We start from the raw sequence: 18,246 nt of genomic DNA on the forward strand, positions 1-18,246 counted from the left end.
CCCTGAGCAGCGTAAAACGGGATGACCAGCCACGCTTCTCAGTGCAAGCGGTGCGATGGAATTTAAAACATCAAGGCCTCGGATGATCTCGGCGGTCGTGACTTAGAGGCCAATTGGTCAGCAGTCTGCTGACCAAATGTGGGCGCTCCATAGCCTTCGCATCCAAAACGCGTTGGCTGATTGCAGATGCTGTGCTGCCGACATACTTCCTCTTGGTAGAGGGCCGTGTTTTCTGAAAGGCATGTCAGCGGAGTAGCGCCAACAGCCAGTATCCTTTTTAATCGTCAATCAAGTACCTCCAGCGTTTTCCAATACAGAAGGATCTAACTTTGCCAATCAAAACGGATATTTGGACCGTAGACGCTGCTCCCACCAAGCTCGTACCGAGCCGATTGCCAAGCGAGCAGTTTCTCGAAGACATGATCGTGAATGCGCCAGACATCCTCTCGGATGAGTGGATGCTCATCGGACGGCAGGAAAGTACCGGCATGGGCGGAAGAATCGACCTGCTTGCAGTCGCTCCCGACGGTGCGTTGGTTCTGATTGAGCTCAAGCGGGATCGCACTCCCCGTGAGGTCGTTGCCCAGGCGATTGATTACGCGGTTTGGATTGAAAAACTACGCAGCGACGAAATCGAGCTGATCTACAACCGTTTCCGGCCGGGACGAAGCTTGGGCGAAGATTTCCGTCAACGGTTTGGGCGTGTGCTCGGTGAAGGCGATCTGAATAATAGCCACCAATTAATCATTGTCGCCACGGAGCTCGATGCCAGCAGCGAACGCATCGTCTCCTACCTAAGTGAGCGAGACATCCCGATCAATGTTCTGTGCTTTCAGATCTTCCAGGCTGGCGAGCGTCAACTGCTTAGTCGGTCGTGGCTGCTTGATCCTGCGCAAACACAGGTCAATGCGGCATCAACTGGCGAGTCTCAAAACGAACCGTGGAACGGTGAGTTCTATTGCTCTTACGGGGTATCAACGGCGCGATCGTGGGATGACGCTATCGAGTTCGGGTTCATCTCTGGAGGCGGCGGCAGTTGGTACAGCAAAACCTTGCGGGTACTTGCTCCCGGCGACCGAGTTTGGGTTAACGTTCCGCAGCAAGGTTACGTCGGCGTATGCCGGGTCATCGCTGCCGCTGCACCGGCCAGCGGGTTTACAGTCATGAGGGATGGCGTCGACGTCGCGGTACTGGAAGCGGCGACACGTGGTAGTTATCACGTTGAATTTTTCGATGACCTGGAACGGTGCGAATACTTCGTTGGCGTTGAATGGCTGCAGACGGTCCCGCTTTCGCAAGCCGTGCGCGAGGTTGGATTCTTTGGTAATCAGAACACCATATGCCGTCCTAGTACCCCGAAGTGGCGGTGGACCGTAGAGCGATTGAAAACCTTTTTTCAAAGATTTGATGAGGGCGGGCTGGGTAATGGCGAGTCCCGTTAACTCATTTGCGGCTGAAGCGTCTTATGAGGGGGGGCATGAGTAAGTACATGCATCTGCACAGTTTTATGTACGAGGTCGGCGAAGGCATTGGCGAGTTTTTATTAGATGAAAAAAAAGCCGGGTTTCAGCCGCTCAGTCTTTCAGAGATCGTAAGAGGCTCCTTTGGTAAAGGCGGTATCGTGGACCTTGTCCATGCCGTGATCCTGAAGCGGCAGATTAGGTCCTACATTAGACGATACATGACCACTGACGGGTTGGCGTACGTGTACCCTCCATTTGGCCAGGAAACGTCGTTCGCAGAAGACTATTTTGAAGGTGACCTTTATGGCTTCCTGTCTAGCGTCTTGGTCTTGCTGGATGCCGAAATCAAGGCTCGAAGAAAAACGCTTCTTCGGCTTTGATCTTTATTTAGATTGCAGTTGATCTGTATAGGGCAAGACATGCGATACGCTTACATACACGGATTCATGTTCTCTGTCGGTGATGCCGTAGGCGAGTTTCTAACCGAAGAAGAAAAGAAAGCATTCGATCCCCTCACGTTGCCTCAAATAGTCAATGAATATATCGGCTGCGGGTTCCTGGATCTGTTGCATGCAATCTTGTTCAAGCGGCAAATAAAGAGCTATATCCGAAGGAATATGACGCCCGAAGGTTTGCAGTACGTCGATCCGCCGTTTGGCCAAGATACTTCCTTCGCCGAAGACTACTTCGAAGGCGATCTATATGTATTCCTTACCACCGTATCCGCATTGCTCGACGGCGAAATCAAAATCCGAAGAAAAAGACTTTTCGGATTCTGATTAGAAACCGATATGCATCCTTAAGCCTCCGCTGGATCGTCTGTCGCGAGGCTTCGCGGGTCAAGAAGTGCTACGGCAGTCGCCCGCATCCAACCCAGCCGACTTCAACGTCTTCAGAATCACCAGCAGTCAGCGACAGTTGTTGCCTTTTTTGCAACAACTGCCTGACGTTGCAACTCGCTGCTGTCAAAGATGTTTTCAGATGGCGTGAGATAACCGATTTGTCTCGCGCAAACAGCACGTGTACTCCAGCGAATGAGAGGTGCGAAGGTGGCTGTGAGACTGCTGCACGGTTGCCGAATAGAGATTTGCCCTGGGGGTGCAGAGCCGTTGATGACCCCCGCACAGGGTTCATAAGTGAGGCCAAGGCAAATTGGGCAGCAGGCTGCTGCCCAAACAGGCCAACAGATCCGAACCGGGCCCACGCAACACTGAAAGATCCATACCCCCTTCATTTTCTTAGTTTGGTCCCAGACGTGCGGAACGCGAAATCGCTGTTCTGGAAAGTATTCAAAACTGCGCGGCAATGAAAGTGGCCGACGCTGCGGCCATGGCCTACCTCCCCCCAACCAACCGCCGCGCAATCTCATCCGTCTCCATCACCGATATCTCCTGCACCTGCCCAAACTCCGTCCCCCCGCCCGGCAACGTCCCCGCCACATGAAAGTGCACATGCCCGATCGCCTGGCCCGCCGGCACGCCGTTGTTCTGCCAGACCGCGATCCCGGTTTTCCCATACGCCTTTTCAATCAGCCTCGCCGCGTTGCGCACTTCCACCGCCACCGCCGCCACTTCCTCGTCGGTCATTTCCAGCAACGAAGGCACGTGCCGCTGTGGCAGCACCAGCAAGTGGGGATGGCCCCGTTGTTCTCGAGTCACGAAAGTCGCGGTGTGTGTGGTGCAGGAGAGGATGGTGTAGGGCCGTTTACCCTTCAGGTACGCGCAGAACGCGCAGTCGGGATTGTCCGGCAGATCGAGGCTGGTTTCCGGGTTCATGATGACCTCAGCGATGAAAGAAAGGACTGCAGCTCCAGCCGGTCAAGTTTTCGGTAGTCGTCGGGCCGCACCACGATGCGCAGTTCGTCGCAGACCTTCGAGTTGCGGGAGGCGAACATGAACGACAGCAGGGTGAAGCGAATGGCGTCCTGGGCGGGGAGCACGCTGGACAGTCGCGCCTGTCCGCCGCCGATCACCGGGATCGAGATCGTCCCGCCGTTGCCGCGTCGGGACACTTCGGCCCACAGCGCGAGCAAGCCTTTCCACACTTTGTCCGGCGTGGAGCGCGCGACGTTCTGGGCGTCCATTTCGCAGTAGGCCAGGAAGAAGATCAGCCGATGCGCGTGCTTCAGCGTGGCGATGGTGCCGACACCGTACTGCACTTGCTTGCCTGGCTTGTTGAGCGTGCCGATGCAGGGCGTGTTGACCAGCGCGTCGTCCAGATGGCGGTCAAGCTCCTTGAGGTCGCCGCCGTAAAGCACCTGCAGCGCCTGGCCCTGCAGGCTGGAGGTGGCAATGATGTTCGGCGTTTCCGTGTCGAAGGTGTCGTTGGTGCCGATCACCAGATGGCCGTCTTCTTTCAGAAGATCTCCGGGCACGATGGTGATCCGCGTCTTCGGCGCGTTGTATTCCTCAGCAATCGGGCGCGGCCACGCCTTGAACAACGCGGCGGAAACTGACACCACGATGATCCCTATCAGGATGCCAAACCCTTCCATCGCGTGGCTACCGGGGTAGATGACGTTGAAGGTCTGCATGATCGTCGACAGCCCGCCGACGCAGGCGAACAACGCCACCAGAAAGTGGCGCCAGAAGCGCCACGTCTGCATGTCCTGAAGAATGATCATCACAGGCCCAGCTCGTTGTAGATTCTGCTGACATATCGATGGGGGCCCTGCATCTCGCTCTTCGCGTACCCCTCGACGTAGTTGTCCAGCGCGTACTGAATGATTTTCGGCTGAAAAGACACAGACACGTTGAAGTGCTTTTGATCGATGAGCGGCTGGGGGATGTTGTCCATGACGATGTTTCTGCTTTGGCAGAGATTGGCGATAACGATCGGAAGATCGAGTTCGAGAATCACCTCGATTTCATAGGCAAGAAACGAATCCCCGTCACCGCCTTTGCGTCGGCCATCTTCGCTGCCCAGAAAAATGACTTGCTTGGTGTTATTGAGGCGTTCGCGCAGTCGGCGTTTGATGGTCTCTGGCGAACTGCTGTCCCGTGCTTCGAACAAGTCATGGGCATTGAAAAAGTCGAAGTCGATTTTCTCGTTCTGCTTCCAGGCTTTCATCAGCCAGTAATGCTTGATGTCTTCACTGGCGAACGCGATGTAGGTTTTGTTGCGATAACTCATGATGAACTTCCTGTATTGGAACGAAGGAGGTTGTCCGCTTCGTTGATTAAGGCGCTCAGTCCATTGATTGCCGATTGACGCGCGCGCGGAGGCGCCGCGTGGGTTAGCGGTGCGACGTATTCATGGGAAGTTAAAAAGCCGGCTTGTGGCCGGCTTCTCGGTGACGGGTTTGATTAGTTTTTGGCTAACCGCACCCGTCCGCAAAAGTGCGCGCTTCAAGGAGGCGCTTGTCAGGTAGACCGGGCAGGTCGCGGAGACGGTGCCAGGTCGATCACCCATCCGCGTGTGGCCGACGGGTGCTGAAACGAAGGCGTGCAGGATACCCATGTTGTTGGCGTCTGCCCAGTTCTGAAACACGCTCATTCCGCGCCTCGCCGCAATGTTGCCGGATGACGGCGGTTATTGAGCGTCGACCACCAGAAGATCCACCCCAGAATATGAATGTGCTGAGCCTGCACCTGTTCGGCGCTGAAGACCTCGTCCGGGTACTCGGCACAATTGTGGCTGCGCAGACGCAAACCGCCGCCCGGCAGGCGATACAGGTATTTCACCCGCAGCATGCCGTCGTGTTCGAGGGCGTACATTTCGCCATCGATGATCTGCACGCGTCCGCGATCAATGCCGATCAGCGAACCGTCCTGAATTTTGTCCGCCATGCTGTTGCCGACCATTGCCACACAAATGGCGTTGTGCAGCTCCACGTCCATGGTTTCAAGCACACGCCGGGACAGGCGCACTTTGTGGTTGTGGATTTCGCCCACCGCAGTCCGGCCTGAGCTTTGCGTTTCCAGTTCGGTGTAGACCGGCATTTCCAGTTCTTCGCGGGCGCTTCGCTCGGCCCGGGGCGGTTGAGTGTCTGGCTGCTGGGCAATTGAGCGGTCTTGTCCGGGGTGCTTCGGGCCCTCGCCGCTGCGCAGCCAACGCGCGTTGACGCTCAGCAGTTCAGCGACTTCTTCAATACGCGCCATGGGGATGCCGCGCTTGAACCAGTTGTTCACGTGTTGGGGCGTAACTTTTCGGTTGGCGGCAAAGTCCGTCGCGGAGAGATGGCACTCTCGCAAAAGGCCGCGCAGTCGATCACCTGATGTATTCATGGGCCGAAGTTTACGGCGGGTTGAAGCTCGTTTAAATGAACGAAGTGTTCAAATGAGCACGCCGTCATGCCTGGGCGTGAATGTAAGGATTACAACGTTCGGCCGTTTTTGTAGGCCGATTCATTCACTGTTTTCTTTTGCATCAACAATGGCTGAAGCCGATGTCATTATCGGTCTTAGGCCATTAGCGAACGCAAAGGCCTGCCTAAAGCGGTCGCCAGGGAAGTTTGAATCAAGCGGTGTTGCTCAAATAAGAAATTCTAACGGCGCAATTAAACACGCTGTGTGTGGAAGGCGAGTTTTAAACATTCGTGTAAGGGCGGAGGGCGAAAAAAAGCGGGATGTATGGGGGAGGGGTGTTCAAAAAGCAGGAGGCGGGGACGTGCAGCTAAAGCGTGGCCCCGTCGAAGCGGCGAGCGCTTCGGCGGGGCACAACCGGATCAGCCCTTGTAGGCCGCTACCGATTTGGTGATCGCTTCGCGAGCGGCGTCAGCGCCGGCCCAGCCTTCGATCTTCACCCATTTGCCTTTTTCGAGGTCTTTGTAGTTCGCGAAGAAGTGCTCGATCTGCTGGATCAGCAGCGGTGGCAGATCGGTGTATTCCTTCACGTCCACGTACAGCTGGGACAGCTTGTCGTGCGGGACTGCGATGACTTTGGCATCGCCGCCGCCGTCGTCGGTCATGTTCAGCACGCCGACCGGACGGGCACGGATCACGGAACCCGGAGCCACCGGATAAGGCGTCACGACCAGCACGTCGAGGGGGTCGCCGTCGTCAGCCAGGGTGTTGGGGATAAAACCGTAGTTGGCCGGGTAGAACATCGGGGTGGCCATGAAACGGTCAACGAAAAGGCAGTCGCTTTCTTTGTCGATTTCGTACTTGATCGGCGCGTGGTTGGCCGGGATCTCGATTGCGACGTAGATGTCATTCGGCAGGTCTTTACCGGCCGGAATCTTGCTGTAGCTCATTGGGCTTTGCCCCCTTGGTTGACCATTCAGAATCTGGCATGCAACGCCAAAAAGTGGCCCGGATTATAGGCACATTCCCGGAGCGTTGCCATGCGTGACGGCAGGCTTCAGGCGTCGTGTTGAGCCTGATAGACAGGGTTGTCGCGCTGAAGTGCCGTCAGCCGCGCCAACGGGTCCTGCCGATAGAACGCTTTCAGTTGCCCGTAGACGGCAGGATAAGCCTCGACGAGTAAATCCGGGGCGCTGAAGAAGTATTCACTGATGACCGCGAAAAATTCAGCGGGGTTTTCCGCAGCGTAGGGGTCGATGGCGGTCTCGGCGTCCGGGTCGGCGTCGAGTTGCCGATTGAGATCGTCGTATGCGCTCTGCATGGCGCTGGCCCAGTCACTGACGCGCATGTCGGGGTGCAACGGCGGCAGGCCGTTCGCCTCGCCGTTGAGCATGTCCAGCTTGTGCGCCAGTTCGTGGATCACCAGGTTGTAGGCTTCCCATCCTCCGCTCGTCAGCACACCCGGCCAGGCCAGAATCACCGGGCCCTGGGACCACGCCTCTCCGCTGTGCTCGCCGTCCCATTCGTGTTCGATGCCGCTGGCATCGCGATGGCGTTGCGGGCTGATGAAATCGTCGCCGTAAAGGATGATTTCGTGAAAACCCTGATACCAGTTCAGATCGCCCAGGGCGAGCAACGGCAGCTGCGCCTGAGCAGCGAGAAACAGCCGCGATTCGTCATCCATTTCGACGCCTTCCAGCGCCGTCAGGTGTTTAGCTTGCAAAAACAGCACGCAGCTGTCGAGCAGGTAGCGGTCTTCTTCGGCGCTCAGCCCGTCGAGGATCGGCAGGCGCTGGCGTACGCGCTCCCACAGTTGCGGATCGACCGGATGGCGGGCCAGCGTGCGCCGTTTGCGCCATTCCCGGAACGACCACATGGGCTCAGCGCGCCTCGGCGGAGCGACCTGCGCGGCTGCGGATCAGACCGATGATCATCGGCAGCAGCGAGATCAGGATGATCGCCAACACCAGCAGCGTCAGGTTCTTCTTGATGAACGGGATGTTGCCGAAGAAGAAGCCCAAGGTGACCAGCCCGCCCACCCACAGCACTGAGCCCAGTACGCTGAACCCGAGAAAGCGCAGGTAAGGCATGCGGCCAAGACCGGCCACGAAGGGGGCGAAGGTGCGGATGATCGGCAGGAAGCGCGCGAGGGTGACGGTTTTGCCGCCGTGGCGACCATAGAATTCCTGGGTTTTGGTCAGGTAATCGCGACGGAAGATTTTCGAATTCGGGTTGCTGAACAGCTTGTCGCCGGCCGTGCGGCCGATGATGTAGTTGGTGCTGTCACCGAGAATCGCCGCTGCCATCAGCAGGCAGGCCAGCAACACCGGGTCCATGCCGCCACCGGCGGCGACCGCGCCCGCAATAAACAGCAGCGAATCGCCGGGCAGGAAAGGCATCACTACCAGGCCGGTTTCGCAAAAGATCACCAAGAACAGAATCGCGTAAACCCAGGTGCCGTATTGGGTCACAAGCAGGTCGAGGTAAACGTCGAGGTGAAGAATCAGATCAAGCGGATTGAAATCCATGTAGGCACCTGGTTTTGAGACCCGATCCGGGTCGTGCGGGGCGAAGAGGGGAAATGTGCGCGGCAGTATAAAGGCATGCAGCAGCGATGTCCGCTGACACGCTGCCGCGCCTGTATCCGCGAATAAAAAACGGCCTCCGAAGAGGCCGTTGCTTGTCGCCCGATTACGCTAAATCAAAAGAAGCCCAGCGGATTGATGTCGTAGCTCACCAGCAGATTTTTCGTCTGCTGATAGTGCTCGAGCGCGACCTTGTGGGTTTCGCGGCCGACGCCGGATTTCTTGTAACCGCCGAACGCCGCATGGGCCGGGTATAAGTGATAGCAGTTGGTCCACACGCGACCGGCCTTGATCGCCCGGCCCACACGGTAGGCGCGATTGATGTCGCGGGTCCAGACGCCGGCACCCAGGCCGAACTCGGTGTCGTTGGCAATGGCCAGGGCTTCCGCTTCGTCCTTGAAAGTGGTCACGCTCACCACCGGGCCGAAGATTTCTTCCTGGAAGACGCGCATCTTGTTGTTGCCTTTGAGCAGCGTCGGCTGGATGTAATAACCAGTCGCCAGCGAGCCTTCGAGCTTCTCGACCTTGCCGCCGGTCAGCAATTCGGCGCCTTCGCCCTGGGCGATTTCGAGGTACGAGAGAATCTTGTCGAATTGCTGCTGCGACGCCTGGGCGCCGACCATAGTGTCGGTGTCCAGCGGATCGCCGCGCTGGATCTTCAGCACCTTCTTCATCACCACTTCCATGAACTGCGGGTAGATCGACTCCTGAACCAGGCAGCGTGACGGGCAGGTGCAGACTTCGCCCTGGTTGAAGAACGCCAGCACTACGCCTTCAGCGGCTTTGTCGATGAACTCCGGCTCGGCCTGCATGATGTCTTCGAAGAAGATGTTCGGCGACTTGCCGCCCAGTTCCACGGTGGACGGGATGATGCTGTCGGCGGCCAGTTTCATGATGTGTGAACCCACCGGCGTCGAACCGGTGAAGGCGATCTTGGCGATGCGTTTGCTGCTGGCCAGGGCTTCACCCGCTTCGCGGCCATAACCCTGCACGACGTTGAGCACGCCTTTGGGCAACAGATCGCCGATCAGCTCCATCAGCACGGTGATGCCCAGCGGCGTTTGCTCGGCCGGCTTGAGGACGATGCAGTTACCGGCGGCGAGGGCGGGCGCGAGTTTCCAGGCGGCCATCAACAGTGGGAAGTTCCACGGGATGATCTGCCCGACCACGCCCAGCGGCTCGTGAATGTGATACGCCACGGTGTTGCCGTCGATCTCCGCAGCGGAGCCCTCCTGGGCACGCAGCACGCCGGCGAAATAACGGAAGTGATCGACGGCGAGGGGGATGTCCGCGTTGAGGGTTTCGCGCACGGCTTTGCCGTTGTCCCAGGTCTCGGTGACCGCCAGCAATTCCAGATTCTGTTCGATGCGGTCAGCGATTTTCAGCAGGGTCAGCGAGCGTTCCTGCACCGAGGTTTTGCCCCACGCATCGGCCGCGGCATGGGCGGCGTCGAGGGCCTTGTCGATGTCTTCAGCGGTGGAGCGAGGGAATGTTGCGATGAGTTTGCCGGTGATCGGCGAGGTGTTTTCAAAATATTGGCCTTTGACCGGCGGCACGAATTCGCCACCAATGTAATTGCCGTACTGGGTCTTGAAGGTAACGATTGAGCCTTCAGTACCGGGGTGGGCATAACGCATGGTGAATATCTCCTTGCTCTTGTGATTGTCTGGGGATAACGCGTTGCGGCACATGACTCGGTCGCATGGCTAGAGCGTAGAGCAAAGCGCGGGCCACTGCCGTCCGGTGCCCATTTTATGGGGGTTTTGTCGATGGATCGTCTGGTCCTGGCCGAGTGGTGTATCAACGGCGGGGCGGATCGAGTGACACTTTGTACCCCTTGCGTGACAACTCAGCGGCCCCCGCCTTTCGCAGCATTGCAATGAATCCGGGCGAGGAGGATGCTGAGTCGCAAATCCTCCGCAGAGCCCCGGCTCAGGATGAAGAATAAAAATGCACAGCAATCACCTGACGCGCCACGCCGAACAAGTGCTGACCGTTACCCAGGGCAAAACGCCCCATCACCTTGCCACCGACCCCTCCATTGCCCGTTCATGGTTGCGGTGTCTGGAGGACTATCACCTCGACCCTGCGCAAGCCATGGCGCCAACCGTGCTTGAACATGCGCGGGTGCTGGAAAGTCGCGAGCAGTTGCAGCAGGTGCTGACCATCGCCGGCGACGAGATGAACAGCTTGCACCGGCAGCTTGCCGGCGGCAGCGCGGTGCTGCTGACCGATGCCCGCGGGATCATCCTCAACTGCGTGACCGAGCCAGGCGATCGACGGATTTTCGAGCGCGCCGGTTTGTGGCTGGGCGCCGACTGGAGCGAGACGCGGGAGGGCACCAACGGCATCGGCACCTGCCTGGTCGAGCGTCAGTCGGTGACGATCCATCGCGACGAGCATTTTCGCGGGCGCCACACCGGGCTGACCTGTTCGGCGAGCCCGGTGTTCGATCCCCATGGCGATCTGCTTGCGGTGCTGGACGTGTCGTCGGCCCGTCACGACGTGTCCCGGCAGAGCCAGTTTCACACCATGGCGCTGGTGAATCTGTCGGCGAAGATGATCGAAAGCAGTTATTTCCTGCGCCATTTCAATGACCAGTGGCTGCTGCGTTTTCACCTTCAGGCCGGCGCGGTTGGTCTGTTCAGCGAAGGGCTGCTGGCGTTTGATGGCGAAGGTCGCGTCAGTGCGCTGAACCAGAGCGCGCTGAATCTGCTCGGCTTGAGCCGTGACGAACGGGTCGGGCAGGGCGTGGAATCGTTGTTTGACTGCTCGCTGGATGAACTGCTGAGCCGCGCTTCGCCGGACGCCGCCGCCAGTTGGCCGCTGCGCACGCGTGATGGACGGGGATTCTTCGCCGTGCTCCGTGGGCAATCCCGCGCCGAGCTGAAGGGCCTTGCTACGCCGGTGGTCAGCAAGTCGGCGGTGCCGCTCGCGTCGAGTGATATCTGCTTGGGGGACGCGTCGCTGCAGGCTGATTTCCGCCGCGCGCTGAAGGTATTCGAGCGTGACGTGCCGTTGCTGATCAACGGTGAAACGGGCTCTGGCAAAGAGGCGTTTGCCAAGGCAGTGCATCAGGCGAGTCAGCGCTCCGCCAAGCCATTCGTGGCGCTGAACTGCGCGGCCATTCCGGAAAGCCTGATCGAGAGCGAGCTGTTCGGTTATCGCGGCGGCAGCTTTACCGGCGCGCGTAAAGAAGGCATGCGCGGCAAGTTGCAACAGGCCGATGGCGGCACGTTGTTTCTGGATGAGATCGGCGATATGCCGGTGGCGTTGCAGACCCGTTTACTGCGGGTGCTGGAAGATCGGCTGGTGGTACCGATTGGCGGCGAGCCGCAGGCGGTGGATGTACGACTGATCAGCGCGACCCACCGGAATCTGCTGGAGCGGGTGGAGGACGGCAGCTTTCGTGAGGATTTGTTTTATCGGCTCAACGGGCTGGAAATCGCTTTGCCGCCATTGAGAGAGCGGAGTGATCGGGCGCAGTTGCTGGAGTTGTTGTTGAAGCAGGAGGCGGGCGGGCTTTCGATTGTGATTGAAGCGGAGGCGAGGCAAGCGCTGCTCGACTTCAACTGGCCCGGCAACGTGCGGCAGATGCGCAACGTGCTGCGTACGCTGGCGGCGCTGTGTGATGAAGGGCGAGTTGCTTTTGATGATCTGCCGGTGGCGATTCGGCAGGGGAGTGTGCAGACGATACCCGATGAGGCCCACTCGCCGTTGGATGACGCCGAGCGCGCAGCGCTCATCTCCACCCTGGAAACCCAGCGCTGGCACATGACTCACGCCGCCCGGGAGCTGGGGGTGAGCCGGAATACGCTGTACAGAAAGCTGCGCAAGCATGGGATTAATCGCTGAAATCCTGGGTGGATGAGACCGGTGTGAGTTCTCTCGATACTGCGGCGTGGCACCTGACGCCTTCCCGGCTAAAGCCGGTCCCACTAGGGTGTCGCGTTCAGCCAGTAGGACCGGCTTTAGCCGGGAAGAGGCCAGTGTGGGCACCATCAATTCTGCAATGTGCACGCGGTCTTTTAGTGGGACCGGCTTCAGCCGGGAAGAGGCCGGTGTGATCGCCATCAGTTCTGCGGCGTAGCGCCCGACGCCGTCCCGGCTAAAGCCGGTCCTACCATGGCGTTCACTCGCTCTCGGTAATTCCCCCGTGCGCATCCACTGCCTTCTACGCTAACCTGCGGCCCATGTTCTAAGAGGTCGGTCATGCACATTCATATTCTGGGTATCTGCGGCACGTTCATGGGTTCGCTGGCGGTGCTCGCCAAGGATCTGGGCCATAAAGTCACGGGCTCCGATGCCAACGTCTACCCGCCGATGAGCACGCAGCTCGAAGCGCAGGGCATTCAGTTGATGCAGGGTTACGACCCTTCGCACCTCGAACCGGCACCGGATCTGGTGGTGGTCGGCAACGCCATGTCGCGCGGCAATCCCGCGGTCGAATATGTCCTGAACAAGGGCCTGCCCTACGTTTCCGGGCCGCAATGGCTGGCCGATCACGTCCTTCGCGGTCGCTGGGTGCTCGCCGTTGCAGGCACCCACGGCAAAACCACCACCAGCAGCATGCTCGCCTGGGTGCTGGAACACGCCGGCATGGCACCGGGCTTCCTGATCGGCGGCGTACCGCAGAACTTCGATGTCTCGGCGCGCCTGGGTGATACGCCGTTCTTCGTCGTCGAGGCGGATGAATACGACAGCGCCTTCTTCGACAAGCGCTCCAAGTTTGTCCATTACGGCCCGCGCACCGCCATCCTCAACAACCTGGAATTCGATCACGCCGACATCTTCCCCGATCTCCCGGCCATCGAGCGGCAGTTCCACCACCTCGTGCGCACCATTCCGAGCGAAGGCCTGGTCATTCACCCGACCACCGAGCCCGCGCTTGAGCGCGTGATTCAAATGGGCTGCTGGACGCCGGTGCAAACCACGGGCGAGGGCGGTCAATGGCAGGCGAACCTGCTCAGCGATGACGGCTCAACATTCGAGGTGCTGTTTGAAGGTGCGGTCCAGGGCGTCGTCGACTGGGGCATGACCGGCCAGCACAACGTCGCCAATGCCTTGGCGACCCTCGCCGCCGCCCGCCACGTGGGCGTCGTGCCGCAGCAGGGCGTTGAAGCGCTGAGTGCGTTCAAGAGCGTGAAGCGGCGCATGGAAAAGGTCGCCGAGGTGCGCGGCATCATCATCTACGACGACTTCGCCCACCACCCGACCGCCATCGCCACCACGCTGGACGGTCTGCGCAAGAAGGTCGGCGATGCGCCGATCATCGCCATCGTCGAGCCGCGTTCCAACTCCATGAAGCTCGGCGCCCACCGCGACGGTCTGCCGGAAAGCGTTGTTCAAGCTGACCAGGTGGTCTGGTATGCGCCGGCCAATCTGGGTTGGGATCTGGCGGGAACAGCGGCCCAGTGCACCATTCCATCGTTGGTCTGCGACAGCCTCGACGGCATCATTGATCTGGTGAAAAACCAGGCTGTGCCCGGCACCCATGTAGTCATCATGAGCAACGGCGGCTTCGGCGGCCTGCACGGCAAACTTGCGGAGGCCCTGCAATGAGCGGCCCGGAACGCATCACCCTGGCGATGACCGGCGCGTCCGGCGCGCAATACGGCCTGCGCCTGCTGGACTGCCTGGTGCGCGAAGACCGCGAAGTGCATTTCCTCATCTCCAAGGCCGCGCAGCTGGTCATGGCCACGGAAACCGACGTCAACCTGCCGCCAAAGCCGCAGATGATGCAGGCGTTCCTCAACGAATACACCGGCGCGACCGCGGGCCAGATTCGGGTCTACGGCAAGGAAGACTGGATGTCGCCGGTGGCGTCCGGTTCCGGTTCGCCGAGTGCGATGGTCGTGGTGCCGTGTTCGACCGGGACGTTGTCGGCAATCGCCACGGGCGCCTGCAACAACCTGATCGAGCGCGCCGCAGACGTGACGTTGAAGGAGCGTCGGCAGTTGATTCTGGTGCCCCGCGAGGCGCCGTTTTCCAGCATTCATCTGGAGAACATGCTCAAGCTGTCGAACATGGGCGCGGTGATTCTGCCGGCGTCGCCCGGTTTCTATCACCAGCCGCAGACGATCGACGATCTGGTGGATTTCGTCGTCGCGCGGATTCTCAATCTGCTCAGCATTCCCCAGGACATGCTGCCGCGCTGGGGCGAGCATCACTTTGGCGCTGATGAATAAGCTCGTCGTCATTGCGCTGGGTCTGTTGCTGACCACAGGCTGCTCGACCGTGCGCACCCTCGATGCCAATCAGCCCGGCGCGCCAGTCGTTTACGCCGGGACGCGACTGGATCTGTACGCCATCGAAGGCGGCTGCTGTGAGAAGGACCGCTTCGGCACCGAGGCGCCGAAATACCCCATGCTCGACTTGCCCGGCAGCGCGCTGCTCGACACGCTGCTGCTGCCGCTGTCGATCCTGACCGCGCTGGGTGTGGGATATCAGGCTACGGGCGGGATGTAATTCCTATCGGCGATCCCTATAGGAGTGAGCTTGCTCGCGAAAGCGGTCTATGTCCTGTCGGAGATACGTCGGATGTGATGGCCTCTTCGCGAGCAAGCTCACTCCTACAATATGCTGCGGTGTCCGGGCCGAACGCATTCCATGTGGGAGCGAGCTTGCTCGCGGCGGTCTATGTCCTGTCGGAGATACGTCGGATGTGATGGCCTCTTCGCGAGCAAGCTCACTCCTACAATATGCTGCGGTGTCCGGGCCGAACGCATTCCATGTAGGAGTGTTTGCTGTCAGCTTGAGCAGTGCTCAGTCATTTCCCCAACCGCCGCAAATCATCTGATTCAACCACCCGCACCCCCTCCTGCTCTTCCAGCGCCAGGCGCCACAACGCGCGGGCGAGGTTGCAGGCTTCGATGCCGCCGTATTTGCCGGGGATCAACTTGGCAATCGGCGCGGCCAGCTGTTCCACAAACCGCTGATCCTGCCGCTCGCCAATCAACAACGACGGCTGGACGATGGTCAGTTGTGGCCAGCCCTGAAGCTTCAGCGCTTCTTCCATCTCGCCTTTGACGCGGCTGTAAAAGATGCTCGATTGCGGGTCGGCGTTTACCGCGCTGATCACCAGCAGATGACGCGCCCCCAACTCGCGAGCACGTTTGCCGAACGCCACGACCATGTCCAGATCCACGGCCCGAAACGCTTCCTGGGAACCGGCCTGTTTGATCGTGGTGCCCAGGCAGCAGAAAGCGATGTCCACCGGACCTTCGAGAGTGGGCAGCAAACTCTGGAGATCGCCGACCGGGTTTTCCAGCCGTGGATGTTCAGCCAGAGGACGACGGCTGGGGGCGAGGAGGCGGGTGACAGTGGGTTCGTTAAGCAGGCGGTCGAGCAAGTGCTCGCCAGTCAATCCGGTAGCTCCGGCAAGCAAAATGTGCTGAGGCGTCAAGTACATGATCTTTCTCCCTTGATACGCCACAAGCATAGGCGCTGTACCGGAACAGACTGCGAGCGAAGCGGGAGGGTTTCACAAAAACACATGAAATGTTCAAGCGACCCCGCTTTTGGGCCTCAGCACTCAGCGTCGAACGGTATTCAACGCCCGCTCCGCCTGGCTCTTGCGCAGCTGCCGCCAATGGGCGACCACACCTTTCGGCGCCCACATCTGCGGCTCGGAGGCTTCGAAGCTTTCGTCCGTCTCACGCTGGGCGACGATGTCTTTTGCCTCATTGAACGCTTGCACCAGATCGTCGGTTTCCACCAGTGCCTTGCCGAACAGCGCCTCGCCGAAGTAGGTGAAATCGGCCTCCTCAGAGCAGCCAAACGACACTCGATCTTCACGTGAAGCGGTAATCACCATCGTCCGCTCGTCCTTGATCGCCGGAATGAAACCGCCCGAGTAGCACGCAGAAATCACCACCACCTTGTCGCGATTCTTCAGCGGAGCCAGCACGCCGGCCATCTCGTTGGCAGGCAGGTCGGACAGCTCCAGACGCGGCTGATCCAGCACCAACTCGTGTTCGTGGGTGCCGTGGCTGGTCAGGTAAATGAAGATCAAATCTTCCGGGCCGCTGCGCTTGGCCAACGTTTGCACGGCGCGGCTGATGGTCTCGCGGGTGGCCAGCGGACGATCAGCCATATGATCGCGATGGTTCACCAAGGTGATCTGACCCGAAGCACCGAAGCGCGTCGCGAGCAGCTTGTTGACGTAATCGGCCTCGCGCAGAAAAACGCTCTGCTTGCCATCGCCACCCACGACGAGGCTGTAAAGCTCGATGGCCGGCGTGGAGGCGGGCACGGCGGCGAGGGCCTTTTCGACGAGGGCACCCTGGGCGAGCAAGCCGATTTCCAAGGGATCGGGCAGCAGCTTGCCGGCGGCATCGCGCACCCGTTGGCCGTTCGACCAGGTGCCGCTCTGGACTTCGCCTTCCGCGGTGGTCAGCACGCCGCTGCCTTGATAGTTGTCGTTCTCGAACTGCCCGATGTACACGCTGCCGTCCGGGAGCTTCAGGCTGCCTGAGCCTGCGAAGCGCCAGTTTTTGAAGTCGCCTTGGTAGCGCGTGCCGTCCGCGCCGATCAACTCGCCCTTGCCGGTGAACGCGCCATCCTTGAACTGCCCCGACCAGACATCGCCATCGGCGTTTTCGTAGCGACCGCGACCGTTGAGCTGATTGTTGTGAAAGCCGCCAACGTACTGATCGCCATCGGCGCTGTTGAAATTGCCCGTGCCTTCAAGCTGCCCGTCGACGAACTTGCCGCTGAACTGGTTGCCGGCCGAATCGCTGCGCTGGCCCTCGCCGTTGGGTTTGCCGTGGGCGAACTGGCCCTGATACTCGCTGCCGTCATCCAGTTCCAGATGACCGGCGCCGTCGTACAGGTCGGCCTTGAACTCGCCGCGATAGCTCATGCCGTGCTCTTTCAGCGTGCCTTCGCCGTCGCGCCGCCCCAGCTTGTAGCCGCCGACGTAGCTGCCGGCGCTGGTCGTCAGCGAGCCCTGGCCATGGAAAAGCCCGTCCTGGAAACCGCCCTTGTACACGTCGCCGTTGCTGGCGTGCCACTCACCCTGGCCGTTCCACTGACCGTTCTTGAATTCCCCGGCGTACCAGCTGCCATTGGGATAATCGATCCGGCCCTTGCCTTGCAGCACGCCGTTGATCACGTCGCCACGATAGCGTCCGCCGTCGGGCAGGCGAGCGTCCGGGGGCAACAGCGATTCGCCATCGCCGCAAGCGGTAAGAAGGAAGGTCAGGGCCAAAGGAGCAAACGCGCGCATGGTAAATCCCGAAAATAAGATGTTTCGGCGTGATCTGATCGCGTACGTGTATCGAGTCGCTCACACAGCCGCAGCGAGTATGCCGCAGCGAGGAACGCTCATGAAACAGTCTGTTACGACTGTTTCATGTTTCGGGAAGGTTTGCGCAGGCGTTATGGAGGGACGGCGGGGGTTACACGAAGCACAGCGAAAGCGGTTCAGCCACGAACGCAGGCTTGTCCAGGCCTTCGATTTCAAGGGTTGCGGAGGCTTTGAGCAACCATTGGCCGGGCTTCTTTTCGGTCACCTCCGCCAGCGTGACTTTTAGACGAACGCGCGAATCCACTTTCACCGGCTGAATGAATCGCACGCTGTCCAGGCCATAGTTGATCGCCATCTGCATGCCTTCGGGCACGACCATCAAGGACTCCATCAGCTTGGGCATCAGCGACAGCGACAGAAAGCCATGGGCGATGGTCGAACCGAACGGGGTTTGCGCTGCTTTTACCGGATCGACGTGGATGAACTGGAAGTCGCCGGTGGCTTCGGCGAACAGATTGATGCGTGCCTGATCAATGGTCAGCCACTCGGAGCATCCCAGGTCCTTGCCTTCATAGCTCTTGAGTTCTGCAACGGGTACACGGGGCATCGCTACTCTCCTTGTGGGTGATTGTTTTTGCGCTGGATCTTCACGGGCAGGCCCCCTGACACAACGCGCTCGCAGCTTTGCTGCCGCTTCGCGTCAG

At 59.7% G+C, this 18,246-nt stretch carries 19 protein-coding genes; 7 read left to right on the forward strand and 12 right to left on the reverse strand.

Features of this window, described 5'->3' with window-relative positions; genetic code table 11:
• The first annotated feature begins 329 nt into the window (after positions 1-329).
• The 3 genes from ABEH28_RS23410 (at position 330) to ABEH28_RS23420 (ending at position 2,242) form a co-directional block, all read left to right on the forward strand.
• Complete coding sequence (locus tag ABEH28_RS23410; protein WP_346631194.1) at positions 330-1,442, forward strand: endonuclease NucS domain-containing protein; 1,113 nt, start codon at positions 330-332, stop codon at positions 1,440-1,442.
• 35 nt (positions 1,443-1,477) lie between these two features.
• Positions 1,478-1,843, forward strand: coding sequence for a hypothetical protein (locus tag ABEH28_RS23415; protein WP_346631195.1), 366 nt, complete (start codon positions 1,478-1,480; stop codon positions 1,841-1,843).
• Positions 1,844-1,909: 66 nt separating this feature from the next.
• Positions 1,910-2,242, forward strand: coding sequence for a hypothetical protein (locus tag ABEH28_RS23420; RefSeq protein ID WP_346631196.1), 333 nt, complete (start codon positions 1,910-1,912; stop codon positions 2,240-2,242).
• 555 nt (positions 2,243-2,797) lie between these two features.
• On the opposite strand, the gene ABEH28_RS23425 is transcribed toward ABEH28_RS23420, so the two are convergent.
• The 9 genes from ABEH28_RS23425 to ABEH28_RS23465 form a co-directional block, all read right to left on the reverse strand.
• Positions 2,798-3,238: an HIT domain-containing protein gene (locus ABEH28_RS23425; protein ID WP_346631197.1), complete on the reverse strand. Its 441-nt coding sequence runs from the start codon at positions 3,236-3,238 to the stop codon at positions 2,798-2,800.
• Positions 3,235-4,086 (reverse strand): macro domain-containing protein, encoded by an 852-nt coding sequence (locus ABEH28_RS23430; protein WP_346627732.1) that lies wholly within the window; start codon positions 4,084-4,086, stop codon positions 3,235-3,237. The genes ABEH28_RS23425 and ABEH28_RS23430 overlap by 4 nt, the downstream gene beginning before the upstream one ends.
• A complete protein-coding gene (locus ABEH28_RS23435) occupies positions 4,086-4,595 on the reverse strand; it encodes a TIR domain-containing protein (RefSeq protein ID WP_346627650.1) in 510 nt (169 codons plus the stop codon). The genes ABEH28_RS23430 and ABEH28_RS23435 overlap by 1 nt, the downstream gene beginning before the upstream one ends.
• Before the next feature lie 120 nt (positions 4,596-4,715).
• A complete protein-coding gene (locus ABEH28_RS23440; RefSeq protein WP_346631198.1) occupies positions 4,716-4,958 on the reverse strand; it encodes a hypothetical protein in 243 nt (80 codons plus the stop codon).
• Entirely contained in the window at positions 4,955-5,689 is a 735-nt protein-coding gene (locus ABEH28_RS23445; RefSeq protein WP_346631199.1) for an XRE family transcriptional regulator, read from the reverse strand. The genes ABEH28_RS23440 and ABEH28_RS23445 overlap by 4 nt, the downstream gene beginning before the upstream one ends.
• 440 nt (positions 5,690-6,129) lie before the next feature.
• On the reverse strand, positions 6,130-6,657 hold the full coding sequence (gene ppa, locus ABEH28_RS23450; protein ID WP_062384817.1) for an inorganic diphosphatase: 528 nt from the start codon (positions 6,655-6,657) through the stop codon (positions 6,130-6,132).
• 107 nt (positions 6,658-6,764) lie between these two features.
• Positions 6,765-7,583 (reverse strand): M90 family metallopeptidase, encoded by an 819-nt coding sequence (locus ABEH28_RS23455; RefSeq protein ID WP_346631200.1) that lies wholly within the window; start codon positions 7,581-7,583, stop codon positions 6,765-6,767.
• A 4-nt stretch (positions 7,584-7,587) separates the two neighbouring features.
• Positions 7,588-8,235, reverse strand: coding sequence for a DedA family protein (locus ABEH28_RS23460; protein WP_065988392.1), 648 nt, complete (start codon positions 8,233-8,235; stop codon positions 7,588-7,590).
• A 173-nt stretch (positions 8,236-8,408) separates the two neighbouring features.
• A complete protein-coding gene (locus tag ABEH28_RS23465; RefSeq protein WP_192173773.1) occupies positions 8,409-9,929 on the reverse strand; it encodes an aldehyde dehydrogenase family protein in 1,521 nt (506 codons plus the stop codon).
• Between the two features lie 313 nt (positions 9,930-10,242).
• Between ABEH28_RS23465 and ABEH28_RS23470 the strand changes: the two genes are divergently transcribed.
• The 4 genes from ABEH28_RS23470 to ABEH28_RS23485 all read left to right on the forward strand — a co-directional run bounded on the left by ABEH28_RS23470 (position 10,243) and on the right by ABEH28_RS23485 (position 14,760).
• Complete coding sequence (locus ABEH28_RS23470) at positions 10,243-12,147, forward strand: sigma-54-dependent Fis family transcriptional regulator (protein ID WP_346631201.1); 1,905 nt, start codon at positions 10,243-10,245, stop codon at positions 12,145-12,147.
• A 357-nt stretch (positions 12,148-12,504) separates the two neighbouring features.
• Complete coding sequence (gene mpl / locus ABEH28_RS23475; protein WP_282372958.1) at positions 12,505-13,854, forward strand: UDP-N-acetylmuramate:L-alanyl-gamma-D-glutamyl-meso-diaminopimelate ligase; 1,350 nt, start codon at positions 12,505-12,507, stop codon at positions 13,852-13,854.
• Complete coding sequence (gene ubiX / locus ABEH28_RS23480; RefSeq protein ID WP_346631202.1) at positions 13,851-14,480, forward strand: flavin prenyltransferase UbiX; 630 nt, start codon at positions 13,851-13,853, stop codon at positions 14,478-14,480. Before mpl ends, ubiX begins: the two co-directional genes overlap by 4 nt.
• Complete coding sequence (locus ABEH28_RS23485; protein WP_346631203.1) at positions 14,473-14,760, forward strand: YceK/YidQ family lipoprotein; 288 nt, start codon at positions 14,473-14,475, stop codon at positions 14,758-14,760. Before ubiX ends, ABEH28_RS23485 begins: the two co-directional genes overlap by 8 nt.
• Positions 14,761-15,061: 301 nt before the next feature.
• Here ABEH28_RS23485 and ABEH28_RS23490 read toward each other — a convergent pair whose 3' ends face one another.
• The 3 genes from ABEH28_RS23490 to ABEH28_RS23500 all read right to left on the reverse strand — a co-directional run bounded on the left by ABEH28_RS23490 (position 15,062) and on the right by ABEH28_RS23500 (position 18,149).
• Positions 15,062-15,703 (reverse strand): oxidoreductase, encoded by a 642-nt coding sequence (locus tag ABEH28_RS23490; RefSeq protein WP_346631204.1) that lies wholly within the window; start codon positions 15,701-15,703, stop codon positions 15,062-15,064.
• A 123-nt stretch (positions 15,704-15,826) separates the two neighbouring features.
• On the reverse strand, positions 15,827-17,521 hold the full coding sequence (locus tag ABEH28_RS23495; protein WP_346631205.1) for a C13 family peptidase: 1,695 nt from the start codon (positions 17,519-17,521) through the stop codon (positions 15,827-15,829).
• Positions 17,522-17,693: 172 nt separating this feature from the next.
• Complete coding sequence (locus ABEH28_RS23500) at positions 17,694-18,149, reverse strand: MaoC family dehydratase (protein WP_346631206.1); 456 nt, start codon at positions 18,147-18,149, stop codon at positions 17,694-17,696.
• Positions 18,150-18,246 lie beyond the last annotated feature (97 nt).

The sequence above is a fragment of the Pseudomonas sp. Ps21-P2 genome (assembly GCF_039672565.1).
In the GTDB taxonomy this organism is placed as follows: Bacteria; Pseudomonadota; Gammaproteobacteria; order Pseudomonadales; family Pseudomonadaceae; genus Aquipseudomonas.